This is a genomic window from Edaphobacter sp. 4G125, from assembly GCF_014274685.1.
In the GTDB taxonomy this organism is placed as follows: Bacteria; Acidobacteriota; Terriglobia; order Terriglobales; family Acidobacteriaceae; genus Edaphobacter.
Window position 1 is genome coordinate 683656 of the sequence record NZ_CP060393.1, and the last position, 16973, is coordinate 700628.

The 16973-nt window shown below is 55.9% G+C and carries 10 protein-coding genes; 6 read left to right on the top strand and 4 right to left on the bottom strand.

Annotated features, from left to right (window positions below):
• Positions 1-107: 107 nt before the first annotated feature.
• Complete coding sequence (locus H7846_RS02855) at positions 108-833, bottom strand: GntR family transcriptional regulator (RefSeq protein ID WP_186695040.1); 726 nt, start codon at positions 831-833, stop codon at positions 108-110.
• A gap of 220 nt (positions 834-1053) precedes the next feature.
• On the opposite strand from H7846_RS02855, the gene H7846_RS02860 reads away from it, so the two are divergent.
• Genes H7846_RS02860 through H7846_RS02875 form a run of 4 tightly spaced genes read left to right on the top strand, consistent with a single transcriptional unit; the run spans position 1054 to position 8440 of the window.
• Entirely contained in the window at positions 1054-4485 is a 3432-nt protein-coding gene (locus H7846_RS02860; protein ID WP_186695041.1) for a TonB-dependent receptor, read from the top strand.
• A 50-nt stretch (positions 4486-4535) separates the two neighbouring features.
• Positions 4536-5867: an acetylornithine deacetylase/succinyl-diaminopimelate desuccinylase family protein gene (locus H7846_RS02865; protein ID WP_222597539.1), complete on the top strand. Its 1332-nt coding sequence runs from the start codon at positions 4536-4538 to the stop codon at positions 5865-5867.
• Positions 5868-5875: 8 nt separating this feature from the next.
• Entirely contained in the window at positions 5876-7330 is a 1455-nt protein-coding gene (locus H7846_RS02870) for a sodium:solute symporter family protein (protein ID WP_186695042.1), read from the top strand.
• 21 nt (positions 7331-7351) lie between these two features.
• Positions 7352-8440, top strand: coding sequence for a P1 family peptidase (locus H7846_RS02875; protein ID WP_186695043.1), 1089 nt, complete (start codon positions 7352-7354; stop codon positions 8438-8440).
• A 15-nt stretch (positions 8441-8455) separates the two neighbouring features.
• On the opposite strand, the gene H7846_RS02880 is transcribed toward H7846_RS02875, so the two are convergent.
• Genes H7846_RS02880 through H7846_RS02890 form a run of 3 tightly spaced genes read right to left on the bottom strand, consistent with a single transcriptional unit; the run spans position 8456 to position 14045 of the window.
• Positions 8456-11575, bottom strand: coding sequence for an efflux RND transporter permease subunit (locus H7846_RS02880; protein WP_186695044.1), 3120 nt, complete (start codon positions 11573-11575; stop codon positions 8456-8458).
• A 2-nt stretch (positions 11576-11577) separates the two neighbouring features.
• Positions 11578-12744 carry an efflux RND transporter periplasmic adaptor subunit gene (locus H7846_RS02885; protein WP_222597564.1) on the bottom strand — a complete coding sequence of 389 codons (1167 nt, stop codon included), beginning with the start codon at positions 12742-12744 and terminating at the stop codon, positions 11578-11580.
• A gap of 5 nt (positions 12745-12749) precedes the next feature.
• Entirely contained in the window at positions 12750-14045 is a 1296-nt protein-coding gene (locus tag H7846_RS02890; protein WP_370561327.1) for a TolC family protein, read from the bottom strand.
• Positions 14046-14138: 93 nt separating this feature from the next.
• Here H7846_RS02890 and H7846_RS02895 point away from each other — a divergent pair, with 93 nt between their 5' ends.
• Complete coding sequence (locus H7846_RS02895; RefSeq protein ID WP_255460813.1) at positions 14139-15446, top strand: sensor histidine kinase; 1308 nt, start codon at positions 14139-14141, stop codon at positions 15444-15446.
• Positions 15443-16804, top strand: coding sequence for a sigma-54-dependent transcriptional regulator (locus tag H7846_RS02900; RefSeq protein ID WP_186695045.1), 1362 nt, complete (start codon positions 15443-15445; stop codon positions 16802-16804). Before H7846_RS02895 ends, H7846_RS02900 begins: the two co-directional genes overlap by 4 nt.
• Positions 16805-16973 lie beyond the last annotated feature (169 nt).

Below are 16973 nucleotides of genomic sequence, written 5' to 3' on the forward strand. Positions count from 1 at the left end.
GGCTCCGTGGTGGTGCAGGTTGAAGAGTGAGGCATTCAGGGGATATTCGATTTATGAACTGCAGATCCTGCGACTCGCTCAGGATGACAATATCTTCATCGCATGCTCTAAGTGCGACGGGCACGGGAGCGAGTGTTGGGGATGGTTCCATCGAGCGAGTTGCTGTTGGCATCGAAGACGGCCTCGCCGAAGCGGATGGCGCTCATCAACAGGCTGGCACTGCGCTCCATGGCCATTCGAATGTGCTCACTGGCACGACATCGCGCCTCCTGCCCATTCCGTTCGCAGATGGCATCGACGATGCGGATGTGTTCGGCGACAAGTGCAGGACCGTAGGAGTCAAAGGGTAGACCGAGGTAAAAGAAGCGCATCAGCCGGATGTGGATGTTCGAGACGACTTCGATCAGGCGCTTGTTGCGTGTGGATTGAGCGATAAGCGTGTGGAGCTGGTAGTTTTTCTGGATGAACTCGCGGTAGCTGGAGCGATCGCCAACGCGATATTCGTAGGTGGCGAGTTCTTTCATCTGGGCCAGCTCGTCGGAGTTGGCGCGCTCGGCGGCGAGGGCAGCTGCCTCGGGTTCAAAGATGAGCTGCATCTCTTCAAGGTCGTGGAATTCAGCGACAGAAAGCGGAGCGATCATGTAGCCGCGGAAGGGGATGATGCGAATGAGTCCTTCGTGCTCGAGGCGGCGGCAGGCTTCGCGGACGGGAGTGCGGCTCGCGTTATAGAGGCGTCCGAGCTCGGCTTCGGAGAAGGCGCGCCCGGGAGTGAGCTCGCACTCAACGATGTCCTGGCGGACGCTGCGGTAGAGAGGTTCGACGACGCTTTCCATTGAGACTCCACAGGAAGAAGGTTTTAGGGTACGGCTAACTGAGCAAGAATATATGCGTCATGTGCGTGCAGACGTCGTATGGAATTTTTCGAGATTAGTATACAGATTGTTGACAAGTATTCCATCTCCGTATATTGTCGCTCCAATCCCAGTCGTATAGCACCACGTTGTTTCGCAAGAAGCTACACCCTCTTTGTATCGATTGCCCTGGAGGTTGTTTATGCGTGAGGCATTTGTGTTTCGTTCCCTAAGGTCTTCTTTGGCGGTGTTGGGCCGTCTTCTTCCTGTTCTGATGTTGCTGGGCTTGTGTGGGCCGCAAAAGATGTTTGCGCAGGCGACCGGCCAGGTGAGCGGCGTGGTTTCGGACCCCGGGGGGCAGGTGGTTCCTGGCGTGAAGATTGACCTGACCAACGTTGCGACCGCGGATGTTCGCACGACGGCGACGGGCCAGGATGGAGCGTACGCGTTTCCGTTGGTGAATCCGGGAGCCTATCAAGTGAAGGCGACGGCCCAGGGGTTCAAGACGACGCTGGTTGATAAGGTCGTGGTCCAGGTGAATGGCACCACGCGCATCGACGTGCATCTCGCGGTCGGCGGGGTGGTGGAAGAGGTGACGGTGACGGGCTCGGCTCCGCTGGTGGAGACTGGCAACGCCACGCTCGGTACAGTGGTGGACCACCAGGCCGTGGTGGATCTTCCGTTGAATGGCCGCAACTTTGCGCAATTGGGTACGCTGATTCCGGGAGTGATTGCGGCTCCTTCAGCCCTGGGAGGAGCCGCGGGCAATGCTACTCCGGGAGGCTTCGGCAACACGACGGGAAGCTTCAACGTGAACGGGATGCGGAACCAGTCGAATAGCTTTCTGCTGGATGGCGCACCGAACAATGATTCGTTCAACAGCGGATTTGTAATGCGGCCTCCCCCGGACGCGATTCAGGAGTTCAAGATCATGACGCACTCCTACGACGCTCAGTATGGGCGAAGCGCAGGAGCGATTGTGAATGTGGTGACGCGCGCTGGCACGAACACATGGCATGGCAGCGTGTGGGAGTTCAACCGTGAGGCTGCGCTGGCGGCGAAAAACTACTTTACGCCTGCGAATAAACCGAATCCGAATTATCAGCAGAATCAGTTTGGTGGGGCTGCGGGCGGTAAGATTCTTCGTGATCGACTCTTCGTGTTTGGTTTTTATGAGGGATTCCGCCTGAAGGATGCAACGAGCAATGTGCTGAACCAGAGAGTATTGACGGCAGCGGAGCGTAGTGGAGATTTTTATGCCGATTACGTTCAGGGACCAACTCTAGCGAATGGCCAGCCTAACCCAAATGCTGGCCAGCAGTGCACAGTTGTTAATCAACCGAATTGCATTAACAAAGTTGTTGATCCAATAAACGGAACCCAATTTGCTTACAATGGGCGACCGAATGCGATCGATCCCTCGCGTATTAGCTCAGTTAGTCAATATCTGTTGAACAACTATATTCCAGCACCTAATGCGGCAGGAGGCTTTTATTCCGCAGCACCTGCCAATATCGATAACCGCAATATGGCCGGGCTTCGATTGGATTTCAAAGTAGGAGCGCATTCGTTGCTCGGGCGGTACATGTACAACCATACAAATCTTTATGGACCGATTACGCCCTCAAACTTTCCGGTGACAGGAAACCGCCAAATTATGACGTTGCAGGATGCGATGGCGTCGGACACCTGGCTGATTGGCTCCAACAAGATTAACGTAGTTCGATATGCACGACAGTGGATCTCCGGTAAGCCGAATCTGACCAGCGGTCTTGATCTGACATCGGCGGGTTATGCATTCAACTCCACGAACGCCCTGGCGAGAGGATTACCCAACGTAACGATTACCAGCTATTTCACGCAGGGCGATGCACAGCAGCCGTTTGCTTCGCGCAACAACAGCGTCGATACGATTTCGGACGATTTCACCTGGACGAAGGGTAAGCATACATTCCAGTTTGGCGGAGAGGCGCGCCGTGACGGAATAGGCCTGCTCTATATCAATCGACCAAATGGAGCGTTCACGTTCAATTCGAACTTTACGGGATTTGCGCTGGCGGACTTTTACCTGGGATTGCCGTACATGTTCCAGCAGGGTTCGGGCGATCCGGCGATGAATGGAAAATCGTGGACATACTCGGGGTATGCGCAGGACCAGTTCCGCGTGAATCCGCACCTGACGCTAGTGATTGGCGGGCGCTATGAGGTCAACCAGCCTTACACCGAGGCGAAGGGACATCTGGCCGCGTTGCATCCGGGGCAGCAATCGACGGTGCAGCCGAATGCACCGGTGGGCCTGGTCTATCCGGGAGATAAGGACACACCAGCCGGAACTTACTATGCGGACACGAATAATGTTTCTCCTCGTCTGGCAGCGATCTTCGATCCTGTTGGCGATGGTAAGACGGTGCTACGCGCAGCGTGGGGAATTTATTTCGACAGCGTTCCGGGGCAGGGAGACTTCTTCCAGAACGGCACGCTGGCTCCGCCTTTCCAGCCGTTGCAGGAGATCGATTTCTACCAGCGCTCTGGATCTTCGGCGACGTCGCAGTGGTTTTCGAATCCCTATGCAGGGGTGACGGGTGGGGCCATCGGGTTTCCTCCGGGACTGACTTTTATTGGATGGGGCCTGCCACACTCGTATAAGACGCCGAACATTCAGCACTACAACCTAGGGATTGAGCACCAGTTTACGCAGCAGATGGGCTTTGAGCTTGGATATGTAGGAACGCGTGCCAAGCAACTGCCGATCTTTATCGAGGTGAATCCGACGAATGTGCTTCCGGCAGCGGCCACGTCGCCGAATGCCTATGCGGCGGGATCTCGCGCGGTCTTTCCGGCATTTGGTCTTACGCGCCCGACCTTTTCTGCGGCGAAGAGCTGGTATGACTCTCTGCAAGGGCAACTCACCTTGCGCAGCTGGCATCGTGCGACTGCAATGGCAGCTTATACGTGGAGCCGCGCCATCGACGACGTATCGGGTCTAAACATCGGCAACGATTCGCGGCCGGTTCTTCCGGTGACCATTGGAGACGATGCGTCGATCGAACGCGCAATGGTGCGGGAGCGTGGGAATGCATTGTTCGATACGCGCAACCGGTTTGTGCTGAGCTTTGCTTATGAACTGCCGCAGCTGCTGGGCAGGCCAGCGGCGGAGCGGTTACTGATCGGTGGCTGGCAGATCAACGGTATCTTCCAGGCGCAGTCGGGTAACCCGTTTACGGTGGTCAACTCGTCGACGACGGCGCAGTCTTTGACCTTCCGTCCAAACATGACCTGCAACCCCAATAACTATGCGAAGCGGAATGTAGGAACGACTTCGACATTCTTCAATACAGCGTGCTTCGCGCTGCCGACGCTTGGCTCGAAGATCGATAACAGCCAGTCGGGCAATGAATCGCGCGGAGTGGTTGTGGGACCGGGCTTCAACACGACGGACGCTTCGATCTTCAAGATCTTCCGGATTACGGAGAACCAGCATGCGGACTTTCGGTTCGAGGTCTTCAATGTCTTCAACGAGGCGCACTTTGCCCAGCCGGGGCTGACGTTTGGTACGTCGACGTTCGGCCGGATTACGTCGACGGTTGGCAACGATTCGCGCGTGATTCAACTGGCGGTCAAGTACGGCTTCTAATCCTGCTCGTCCGGGAGACGCACGATCTTTCTCGGGAGACACTAACATTTGTGGAGCGGCTGGTTGTGGTCCAGAGCGTTCCACCCGAGGTATCGAAGATGGCAGCAGTATCGGCAAAGATTCAGGATGCAATTTGTAGTGGCGTGGACCAGATTCAGGAAGAGATGATTTTATTTCTTCAGGATCTGGTTCGCGTTCCAACGGTGAATCCGCCGGGTGAGGTGTATCGAGAAGGAGCCGAACTGATCGGCAATCAATTGAAGAAGTTTGGTTACGAGACGAATTTCATCACCGCTGAAGGACTGAAGGAGCATACAGCAGAGCATCCGCGGGTGAATGTATTTGGAAGAATGAAAGGAGCTACAGCGAGGCCATCACTTCACTTCAACGGGCACTTCGATGTGGTTCCGGTGGGAGAGGGGTGGACGCGCGATCCGTTCGCGGCAGTGATCGAAGACGGAAAGATGTATGGCCGTGGAGTTTCAGACCAGAAGGCGGGGATTGCCGCTTCGATCTTTGCAATCGAAGCAGTGAAACGTGCGGGGCTGAAGCTGCGGGGAACGGTCGAGCAGAGCGGAAGCGTCGATGAAGAGAGCGGTGGATTCGCGGGCGTTGCGTATCTGGCACAGCAGGGATGGCTGGGCAAGGACAAGAACGACTACGTCATCATTACCGAGCCGACGGACACACACCACATTTACCTTGGACATCGCGGCGTGTACTGGTTCAAGGTGACGACGCATGGAAGGATTGCTCACGGAAGCATGCCTTATCTGGGAGTAAGTGCGATCGATCATCTTGCAGATTTTCTTCATGGCGTGACGCATGATCTTAAGCCCCGGCTAGCGACACGGAAGACAGAGATCCCGGTGGAGCCGCCGAAATCGCGCTATGCGAGTATCAATGTGAATGCTGTCTTTGGCGGGCAGCCGGAAGAGGGAACGCAGACACCCTGTGTTGCGGATCGTTCGGGCGCGATCTTCGACAGGCGATTCTTGTCGGAAGAGCCGTTCGAAAAGGTGCGCGAAGAGATTGTGGAGATGCTGGAGGAGTATCGGTCCGCGAATCCAGAGTTCAAGTACACGCTGGAAGACCTGATGGTGGTGCATCCGGTACAAACGGATAGGAACTGCGATCTGGTACAGACGTTAGCGGGATGCATTCAGCAGATCGCGGGCAAAGAGGCGGTGTTTGCGGCAAGTCCGGGCACTTATGATCAGAAGCATGTTGTTCGGATTGCGAATGTGGCGCAGTGTGTCGCCTACGGACCGGGGTTGCTGGCTCAGGCGCATCTACCTGATGAGTACTGCCGGATTGACGATATTGTGGCCTCGGCCAAGGTGATGGCGCTGGCCGCCGTGCAGCTACTGGGAGTGGAATAGGGTCCTGAATGAATATCTATCTCATCGCACTGTTGTTGTACTCCATCTTTCTGATGGCGCTTGGCATTGTGATGAGCCGGCGAGTGAAGAACTCGTCAGACTTCCTGGTGGCGGGTCGGAGTCTGGGGCCGGGGCGGTTATTTGCCACGTTCCTGGCAGCAAACATTGGCGCTGGTTCGACGGTAGGGGCAACGGGTCTCGGTTATCGGATGGGAATGTCTGCCTGGTGGTGGGTGGGATCCGCCTGCATCGGCACATTTCTGCTCTCGCAGTTTCTAGGACCAAAGCTGTGGAGGATTGCAAAGGAGCATGGACTGGCGACTCTGCAGGATTATTTGGAGTTCCGCTATAACAAAGCGGTGAAGGCGATCATCTCGATCCTGTTTTGGTTCGGAGCGCTGGCGATTCTTGCTGGTCAGCTGATCGCCATCTCGTGGATCCTCAATACAGTTGCCGGAATCCCGAAGTGGGAGGGATGCCTGATCGGCGGAATTGTAGCAATTGTGTACTGCACTGCCGGCGGGATGATGTCGTCGTCATTCGTAAATATGTTCGAGCTGGCGGTGACGATGTCGGGCTTGCTGCTGGCGGTGCCATTTGCGTTCCACGCGCTTGGGGGCTGGGCGCACATGCATGAGCTGGTGCTGGCTAACACGGGCAGCGCGGCGAAAACAAACGCGCTTTTCAGCATGACCGGAGCAGGTACAAAACAACTGCTGGCTTGGATCGCGATTCTTGTGCCGTCGTTTATGATCTCACCCGGACTAGTGCAGAAGGTCTATGGGGCACGCGATGTAAAGACAGTGCGGTGGGGCGTGGGGCTGAACTCGTTAGGACAGGCGATCTTTGCGTTTGTTCCTCCGGTACTGGGATTGTGTGCCTTTGCAGCCATGCCGCACTTGGCGAATGCCGAGCTGGCGCTTCCGACGGCAATGAAGACCCTGCTGCCGGAGTGGCTTGGAGTGTGGACGCTGGCCTCGATTTTTTCTGCAGAGCTGAGCGCGACGGACGCAATTCTGTTTATGCTATCGACCTCGTTGGCTGTCGATCTCTATAAGACCTTTCTGAATCCCGGGGTTTCACAACAGAAGATGTTGTGGGTGAGTCGCTTGTCCTCCATCGGCGCAGGAGTGGTGGGAATATTGTTGGCGGCGGTTTTGCCTTCTATTATTCAGGCTGTTTCGATCTTTTATGGGTTGATTGCTGTTGCGTTGTTTGTTCCGGTAGTGGCGGGGCTTTACTCGCGGCGGGTGCTTGCTCCTGCGGCGATGTGCAGTATTGTTGCTGCACTTTCGGCAACGGTGTTGACGATTCGACTGACGCATGGTGCGGGCGTTGGCGTGCTGTCGCCCCAGGCCATTGGGATTGCGACGGCGGCGGTGGTAATGATTGGGTTTCGCGTGTTTGCTCCTTCTCGACCGACGACGGAGGTTTCTTCGTCGGTGCAAGGAGCCGTGTTGTAGATTTCTCTGTGAGGTTCGAATATGAAGCGCCGTGAGTTTACCCGAAATTTGCTTGGACTTCCTCTGGCCGCGGCTCTGCCCGCAGAGGCTGCATTTGCTCTTGCCCGAGAATCATTTCCCTTGCCCGAGGGCGGATCAATCACTGATGTTCCCGGTCTTAAAGTAGGGCACCATACGCTGAGCACGCGACCGACAGGGTGCACGGTGCTGATCTGCGAGAAGGGCGCGACGGCGGGTGTCGATGTGCGTGGTTCGGCTCCGGGAACGCGAGAGACAGATCTGCTTTCGCCCATCAACTCTGTGCAGCAGGTGCAGGCGATCCTGCTTTCGGGAGGTAGCGCTTACGGGCTTGCAGCAGCGACGGGTGTGGTGCGCTGGCTGGAAGAGCATAACCTCGGATTCAAGATTGGCAAAGGTGTGGTGCCGATTGTGCCTGCGGCGATCCTGATGGACTTGGGAGTGGGCGACTTCAAGATTCGTCCGGGCGATGAAGATGGATACAAGGCGTGTGTCGCTGCTACAACAGAGCCGGTGGCTGAGGGTAATGTTGGCGCTGGTGCTGGCGCAACGATTGGGAAGATGTTTGGACCGAAATTTACGATGAAGTCTGGCCTGGGTACAGCGAGCGTGAAGATTGGCGACACCGGCATCGTTGTCGGGGCGCTGGTGGCCGTGAATGCAGTGGGGGATGTCGTCGATCCGCATTCAGGCAAAGTGGTTGCGGGTGCTCGATCGGAAGATGGTAAAGGGTATCGCGATTCGATGGACGCCATCATGAAGGGATATCGTGTGGTGGTGCAGAAGGGTGCGAATACGACGATTGGTGTAGTCGCAACTAATGCTCCGTTTACCAAGACACAGATGACGAAGATTGCGCAGATGGCGCATGACGGCTACGCGCGCGCGATTAATCCCGTGCATACGATGGGGGATGGGGACACGATCTTTGCCATGTCGACCGGAACCACCGATGTGAAGGCAGATGTGACTGCAATTGGTGCGATCGCCGCGACAGTGATGTCGCGAGCGATTGTGAGAGCGGCGATGCAGGCGACTAGCCTGCCGGACCTCGGCTTGCCAGCATATCGCGACTACGTAGGCAAGGCTTAGCGGGACGCCTGGATTTCAGGCGTCCCGCTGTTTGCCTTCAAACGTGGAGTAGACGACGGGTACCAGGATCAACGTCAGTAGCGTTGAGCTGAGCAAGCCGCCGATGACGACGATGGCGAGTGGTCGCTGAATCTCAGAACCTGCACCATTCGAAAACAGGAAAGGAACCAGTCCGAGGGCCGCAACCGTGGCGGTCATCATAACGGGGCGGAAGCGCAGGCGAGCGCCCTCGCGGATGGCGTCCTCCTGCGAGCGTCCTTCTTCACGCAGCTTGCGGATATAAGAGACAAGAACGACTCCGTTGAGCACTGCGATTCCCCACAAAGCGATGAAGCCGACCGAGGCGGGAACAGAAAGGTATTCACCGGAGACGAAGAGTCCGATGACGCCGCCGATCGATGCAAGCGGCAGCACGGTGATGATAAGTGCGGCAAAGCGCACAGACTGGAAGAGGATAAAGAGCAGGAAGAAGATCGCGCCGATCGTGATGGGCACGATGATCATCAGGTGATGCATCGCGCGCTCCATATTGTGGAACTGCCCACCCCATTCGATGTAGTAACCGGCTGGTAGTTGAACCTGCTGCCCGACCTTCTGTTGCAGTTCAGAGACGTATCCGCCGAGGTCGCGGTCTTGTACGTTGATACCCACGACGATCCGTCGTTTGCCCATGCTGCGATTGATCAGCGCCGGGCCTTCCTTGACACTGACCTTAGCCAGATTTTCGAGGGGAATCCGTGGTCCATCTGGTGAGCTAATCTGTAGCTCGCGGATATCGGGTACGCTATCACGAAGATTCTGCGGAAGGCGAACTACGGCCTGAAAACGGCGCTCGCCCTCGTAGATCTCGGTTGCTGATTTGCCAGCGATTGCAGTTTCGATTACGTCGTTTACATCGGCTGCATTGAGGCCATAGCGTGCAATGGCCCGGCGATCGATATCAATATTGAGATACTGTTGACCTCCGACACGGTCGACGCGGGTATCCTGCGTTCCGTGAATGCCGGTGGCGACGCGAGCGATCTGGCGGGCCTTCTCGACGAGAACATCCAGATCGTCACCATAGAGCATGACTGCAATGTCGGCGCGGACACCTGAAACCATCTCGTCGACACGGTCGGAAATGGGCTGCGACATGACGAGGTTGATGCCTGGAATGACGGCAAGCTTTTCACGCATCTGGTCTGCAATTTTTTCCTGGGTCATGCCACTTGGCCGTTCGTCAATCGGGGTCAATGAGGCAAGGACGTCGGCTTCATTTGGACCTGCAGGGTCGGCAGGAGATTCGCCACGACCTACGCGGGAGACGACATTCTCCACGCCCGGGACGGTGAGCATAATCTTCTGCATCGACATCTCCATCCGCAGAGATTCATCGAGGGAGATATTGGGAACACGATCGGCATTGGGTGAAAGTGTGCCTTCTGCCATCTCTGGGATGAATGCTGTGCCAAGGAAAGGGAAGAGGCAGAGCGCGAAGATGAAGAGGGCTACTACGCTCAACACGGTCGTGCGACGGTGAGCCATTGCCCAATTCAGCAACGCATTGTAAGGACGTCGGATCAAACGTACGAGCCAGGTGTCATCTTCCGAACCCCCGCGCAGCATGTAAGTGCATAGTACCGGCGAGAGCGTGAGTGAGAGCAGAAGCGAGATGCCGAGCGCAATGGCAATCGTATAGGCCAGCGGAGCAAACATCTTTCCTTCCATGCCTTCAAGGGTCATTAGGGGAAGAAAGACGAGAATAATAATCGTGACGCCGAAGAGAACGGGTGTTGCAACCTCACCGACTGCATCGAGCACGATGTGCATTTTGCCCTGGGCAGATTTGACCTCGTGTCCATGGTGGCGCGCATGGCTCAGTTTGGCGAAGACGTTTTCGACAACGACTACGGAGCCGTCGACCATCAGGCCGATGGCAATCGCAAGACCGCCCAGCGACATCAGGTTCGCTGAGAGTCCGACTTTGTTCATTACCAGAAAAGTGAGTAGCGGGGTAAGCAGAAGGGTCGCGCTGACGATGAGGCTGGAGCGCAGGTCGCCAAGAAAGAGGACCAGCACGATGATGACAAAGACGATACCTTCGCCAAGAACTTCGGTAACGGTATGGATCGCAGCGTCGACCAGCTTTGAGCGGTCGTAGTAGGGCTTGATCTGGAGACCGCCGGGGATCATGTGCTTGGAGTTGATATCGGCGACGCGTTCCTTTACACGGCTGACAATCTCCTTGGCGTTCCCTCCAGTGGTCATCAGGACGACTCCGCCGACGGACTCGGTATAACCGTTTTTAATCATCGCGCCGTAACGGACCTCGGTGCCGAGGCTCACGTCAGCGACGTCGCGGATGTAGATGGGAGTGGCGCCAGATTCTTTGAGGACGATTCCGCGGATATCGTCGAGATCGCGGATAAGGCCAACGGAACGGATGAGGTATTGCTCCGCATGTTGCGGAAGGATGCCGCCGCCTGCATTAGCGTTGTTGTGGGCTAGAGCATTGCGGACGTCCTGAATGGTGAGGTTGTAGTAGCGCAACTTTTGCGGATCGACCAAAGTTTCGTACTGCTTGACGAAGCCTCCAGTGGAGTTGATCTCGGCAACGCCGGAGATCGAGCGCAGCAAGGGGCGTACGACCCAGTCTTGAATGGTGCGGCGTTCGATCAACTCTTCCTTGGTCAGTTGCCGTTTACCGTCATCGGATCGCTCGAGAGTGTACTGATAGACCTCGCCCAAGGCATTCGTAATAGGCCCAAGGACAGGCGTAACGCCTTCGGGCATACGGTCGCGCAGCTCGTTGAGGCGCTCCGAAACCATCTGGCGCTCGAGGTAGAGATTACGTCCATCTTCGAATACCAGGGTAATGAGCGACAGGCCAGGCTTGTTGAGAGAGCGCATGTCTGTCATACCCGGGAGTCCAGTCATGGCGATCTCGACAGGGATCGTGATGAAGCGTTCGACTTCTTCCGGGGACTTGCCAGGAGCTTCAGTGGCGATCTGAACCTGGACATTGGTGACGTCAGGAAATGCATCGACGGAGAGATGCTGAGCAGCATTGATGCCGAAGCACATCAGAATAATGGCAACAACGACGAGAATGAGGCGATGCTTCAGTGCACCGTGAACGATGGACTGGAGCATGGTTACTGACCTCCCTTGATGGCATTCTGTTTGCGCTGATTATTGAGATGGAATGCTCCATCGAGAACGATCTTTTCCCCGGGGCCGACTCCGCTTTCCAGTACGCGATCGTCTCCGTTTTCCAACCCGAGAGAGACCTCGCGCAGCATGAACTTCGTGGGCTCCACCTGGATAAAGACATAATCCTTATTCTCTTCGCGGACGACAGAGGTTGAGGGGACGGTCGTCTTCCGCTCGGTGTGTTCGAGGAAGGTCATTCCGGCGAGCATGGCAGGCTTGAAGATTCCGTGCGGGTTGGGCAGGTCCATGCGCACCTGAACGGTACGTGTGACGGGGTCGACGATGGGAGCAACATAAGAGAGCTTGCCTTCGACATGCTGATCGGGAAGTGCTGGGATTTTGACAATGACGTTCATTCCCTTGTGCAATCTGCCTGCACTCTCTTCCGGAACATCAGCGAGTACCCAGACGTTAGAAAGATCGGCGACGAGGAAGGTAATTTCGGCGGGCTGCACGATCTGCCCGATGGTGACCTTGCGCTCAAGCACGGTGCCGCCGATGGTGGAGAGAACGGGGTAGTCAGGGTTGAGCTGACGGGTGTTTTCAAGCTGGCGAATCGAGGTGTCCGACATGCCTAGGCCGCGAAGCTGAGTGCGGAACGCTGCGGCTTCGGCAGTGGCCTGCAGCAACTCGGCACGGCGGCGCTCCAACTCGGCACGTCCCATGACGTCGGCTTTTACAAGTTGTTCGGCCCGGTCTGTGGCCTGCTCTGCAAGTTTCTGCTGAGAGTATGCCTTGATGAAAGAGAACTGCGTATCGGAGAGTCCTGTGCTGTGCAGCGTCGCGAGCGTAGCGCCACGATGAACATTCTGGCCTTCGAGCGCGAGCAATTTAATGATGCGTCCGGCAACGGGCGATCCGATGCGGGCAATCCGGCTGGCATCGGTATCGATACGGGCAGCAACCTGCAATGAGCCGGCGACTTCCTGCACTGTTGGCTCGCCAACCTTTAGCTGTCGCGCAAGGTCGGGCGTAACTGAGATGGTCGTCGGGTCCTGTTCTGTGGGGGCCTCAACCGGCGGCGGAACGTTCTTTTTGCAGCCAGTCAGGACAAGCAGAGTAAGGACGGAGGCCAGCGTAAAGGCCCTGAGAGATCTTGTATGCTTCACGGTCTTCAATGCTTTTCTCCAGAGGGAACGACACCAAGTTCTTCAAGATCGACGAGAGCCGATTGACGAGCGAAACGGGCATCCAGCAGATCGCCTCGGACACTTTGTAGAACGCGCTGTGCATCGAGCACTTCAACGATGCCGCGCTCCCCGAAGCGATAGGCAGCCATGGCAGCGTCCACCGCGGTCTCGGCTTCGTGCAGAGAACCTGCCTGTAACGAGTTTGCCTGCTGATCGGCAAGCTGATAGCTTTCGTAGGCGCGCTCAAGCGCAGAGGTCAACTCTAGCTGGCGCTGATTCCGGATCGCAGCCGATTGTCGAACAGTAGCCTGAGCGTCGGAGATCTGGCCGCGTCGCTTGTCCCATAGAGGCAAGGGAACGTTGACTCCAAGTCGCCAGAAGGTGAGGTCGGGTTGATGTTCCCATTCCCCGTACAGAGTTGGTTGGGGAATACGTAATGAACGTTGATGATCCAGCTCAACCTCCGCCTGTTCGATTGCGGTATTGGCTCCGGCAATAACGGGATGACTTTTGAGGACAGCAACACGAAGTTCATTCAGCGGACCAAGACGGACATGCGGTTCCAGATCTCCTGTGGGTTCGATTGCCAGATCGGGAGGAGCAGCAATAGTGGCGCGAAGCACTGCGACAGCATTGGCAAGATTGATCTGCGCGCTACGGACAGCGAAGTTCGCTCGGGCAAGTTCGGCCTCTGCGCGAGTCAGTTCCAGTCGTCCTTTTTCGCCGACCCGGACTTCAACTTCAACGCGGTTGCGGAGGTCCTGGACAAGAGCGAGATTGGCGCGAGCCTGCGCGACCTCATGTTTCCAGCGCAGTGCGTTGTAGAACGCATGTTTTACATCGGCTTTGACGGATAACTGTTCCGTATCGCGTTGATAGCCCTGTCCGGCTCGCCCAAGATCGGCGGCCTGACGTCGCAGAGCACGTTCGCGGGGAATCTCAATCGTTTGTGAGCCGCCGTAGTGTTGCAGCAGGCCGGGAACGCCTGGAGTAGGGATATTGCGAGCGCTTTGCTTGCCGGCGTAGAACTCAACCTGAGGATTCGTATAGGCTCGCGCGGTTTGACTTGCTGCCGCGGCTCGGTCCATCAAGGCGTTGGCTACATGCAGGCGAGGGCTATTCTGCTCCGCCATTTTGAGGGCCTCGCCGAGAGTGAGAGGGGCCGAAGCGTGTTCTCCGGGCGAAGGAGAAGGCGGCAGAGAGTTTTCGTCTGCAGGCTGTTGCGCAGCCGCAAACCGGAAAGATACGAGTAGAACAATCAAAAACCATTGCAAGTGCACATTCAGAGAAGAGCAATCGGAACGCCAAAGGCGAAACTGCTTGTAATTACAGGCTTATGGAGATAGAAGTGTCCCATTTGGTACAGGTCTGCCATGAGTTCTGTACCCTTTGAGGCAAAGGATGCCGGATTTCTAATGGTTGCAATAAGGGAAGAGATGGAGATCGAATTGCATCTTCTTCCGTCGATGCACTCCTGGTTTTCAGCAACGGTCACGATGACGAGACCCCCTTCCTTGATGGAGCAGGAACATCCGACCGCATGGGACAATAAGGAGATGGGGCTTGTAAGGGCGTCCTTAAGATTCTTGCGGACTCCGCAGGTAAAGGCTACGGCGATTGCGTTGTTGATCGTGCTGCTGGCCCTGACAACCTGGTTTACCTCGCCGCGTGCAGTCGCTCTCCATAACGTTCTGCATCACTTAAACTTCCTTCCGTTCATGATGGCCGGAATGCTCTTCGGATGGCGAGGAGCTGTAAAGGCTTTTGCGTTCGGAATCCTGATGCAGTCGCCCATTATTGCCAGGCACTGGTCGCATTGGCCGATGGATGCCCAGGATCAACTGTTGGAGCTGACCATCTTCGGAAGCGCGGGCATTATTGCAGGGTTGCTAGCGGATCGGGAGCGTGTGCAGCGTCTGAAGGTGGAATCTACAAAGCGCGAGCTGGAAGGTGTTTATACCGAGTTGCGCGAAAACGTTGAGAAGATGAAGCGAACAGAGCGGCTTTCGGCTGCGGGACAATTGTCGGCAAGCCTGGCGCACGAGATTCGCAATCCGTTGGCAAGTATTTCGGGGGCGGCGGGAATCCTGAAGCGCGGCAATGCCTCCCAGGAGAACAAGCAGGAGTGCCTGGGGATCTTGGAAAAAGAATCGCAGCGGCTCAATAAGTTGCTGACGAACTTTCTTGATTTCGCTCGTCCACGACTACCTCGTTTTCAGAAGGTTGACGCGATCTCTCTGGTGAAATCGGTGACAGTGCTTGCGAAGCATGCGGCGATCCGTCAGCAGGTAGAGATTGTCGATGAGCTACCCGACAATCTTCCTCTGGTGAATTGTGATGCGGAGCAGATGAAGCAGGTGTTGTTAAATATCGTTCTGAATGCGATTCAGGCCTCTCCAGGAGGAGGTCGCGTCGTGGTGCGAGCGTTCAAGATAGGAACGATTCTCTGTATTGATGTCTCCGACGAGGGCAGTGGCATGTCTCCCCAAGATCTCGATCGTATGTTTGAACCGTTTTTTACGACCAAGGAAAGCGGTACTGGGTTGGGGCTGGCGGTAGCTGCCAATATCGTGGAACAACATGGAGGCACGCTTCGAGCTGCCAATAACGCAGGTCGCGGAATGACATTTTGCGTGGAACTCCCGCTGGAACATACTCAAAAGGCGGTGGCGACGCTATGAGCGGGAAGCGCATCCTGGTTGTCGATGATGACAGCAGCCTTCGCAGCGTGATGAAGATGCAGTTGGAGGAGGCGGGTTATCAGGTTACGCTTGCTGCCGATGGGGCCGAAGCCTATGACCTCATCCACGAGACGTGTCCGCAGTTAGTCATCAGCGATCTGAAGATGCCTACCAGCGGTCTGGAGCTGATGCGCCGTATCGCAGAAGGAGACATCCAGCCTACTCTGATTATTGTGACTGCATTTGGCACAGTAGAGACTGCAGTGGAAGCGATGAAGCTGGGAGCATACGACTATGTGACCAAGCCGCTGGACTTTGAAGAACTTGTGTTGGTGGTGCATCGCGCCATGGAGCGCCAGACTCTGCTGGACGAGGTAAGAAATCTTCGGTCGGCACTGGATGAACGATATGGATTTGAAGGAATTGTGGGACGCGCGAAAGTATTTCTTCGCGTGCTCGATCAGGCTTCGCGGGTAGCGCAGCGCGACACGACGGTATTGATCCAGGGAGAGACTGGGACAGGCAAAGAGCTGATGGCGCGCGCGATCCATCAAAACAGTCCAAGAAAGAGCAAACCCTTTGTGACGATCAACTGCGGCTCCATTCCCAAAGAGCTTGTGGAGTCAGAGTTGTTTGGCTATACGCGAGGCGCTTTCACGGGTGCCAATGCCACGCGGCCAGGGAAGATTGAGCTTGCCGATGGCGGGACGCTTTTTTTAGATGAAGTGGGCGAGCTTCCCTTGGATGCCCAGGTCAAACTGCTTCGTGTTTTACAGCAAGGTGAGATTGCTAAGATCGGTGCAGCCGAGGCACAAAAGGTCGATGTCCGCGTAGTTACAGCAACTCATCGCAACCTTCAGGCGATGATTGAAGATGGGACTTTTCGGGAAGATCTCTACTACCGGCTGGCAGTAGTTCCATTGCTGCTGCCGCCGCTGCGAGAGCGAAGAGAAGATATTCCGGAACTGGTCAAACATCTCTTCAGCAAGGCGAAGCAGCGGCATGGCATGAAAGATGTGGAATTATCTTCGGAGGTGGTGCAACATCTCGCGCGATATCGCTGGCCAGGAAATGTGCGCGAGCTGGAGAATGTGCTGGAGAGGATGCTGGTTCTCAGTTCTTCAAATATGGTGACGGAGGCTGATCTTCCAGAAGAGATTCGTCGTGTGCCTGCCGACAACTCATTCTGGATTGACCTTCCAGAAGAAGGTGTCAGCCTGGAGGCCGTCGAGCGTGAGTTAATTATGCGAGCCCTGGAGCAGGCAAAAGGGAATCAGACGAAGGCCGCAAAGTATCTCGACATCAGTCGAAGGACACTCATTTACCGTATGGAAAAGTATGGGCTGACCCAAGAGTGAGCCTTTTGGCTGCTTTGCCATTGATGGCAGCAATACCTTTTGGCCTGTTGCGCATTTCATCTTCAGCTTCTGATTCCTTTTAGTTTTGTTCTTTTTCTCGTAACCTAGGCGACAGGGCATATCCTGTGCCGATATGCATTGGCATTCGCTTTTCGTAGCTATGAAGGAT

What these genes read in the sequence shown, in the direction of transcription:
- H7846_RS02855 (WP_186695040.1), bottom strand. Translation starts at nt 833, where the DNA reads ATGGAAAGCGTCGTCGAACCTCTCTACCGCAGCGTCCGCCAGGACATC.
- H7846_RS02860 (WP_186695041.1), top strand. Translation starts at nt 1,054, where the DNA reads ATGCGTGAGGCATTTGTGTTTCGTTCCCTAAGGTCTTCTTTGGCGGTG.
- H7846_RS02870 (WP_186695042.1), top strand. Translation starts at nt 5,876, where the DNA reads ATGAATATCTATCTCATCGCACTGTTGTTGTACTCCATCTTTCTGATG.
- H7846_RS02875 (WP_186695043.1), top strand. Translation starts at nt 7,352, where the DNA reads ATGAAGCGCCGTGAGTTTACCCGAAATTTGCTTGGACTTCCTCTGGCC.
- H7846_RS02880 (WP_186695044.1), bottom strand. Translation starts at nt 11,575, where the DNA reads ATGCTCCAGTCCATCGTTCACGGTGCACTGAAGCATCGCCTCATTCTC.
- H7846_RS02895 (WP_255460813.1), top strand. Translation starts at nt 14,139, where the DNA reads ATGAGTTCTGTACCCTTTGAGGCAAAGGATGCCGGATTTCTAATGGTT.
- H7846_RS02900 (WP_186695045.1), top strand. Translation starts at nt 15,443, where the DNA reads ATGAGCGGGAAGCGCATCCTGGTTGTCGATGATGACAGCAGCCTTCGC.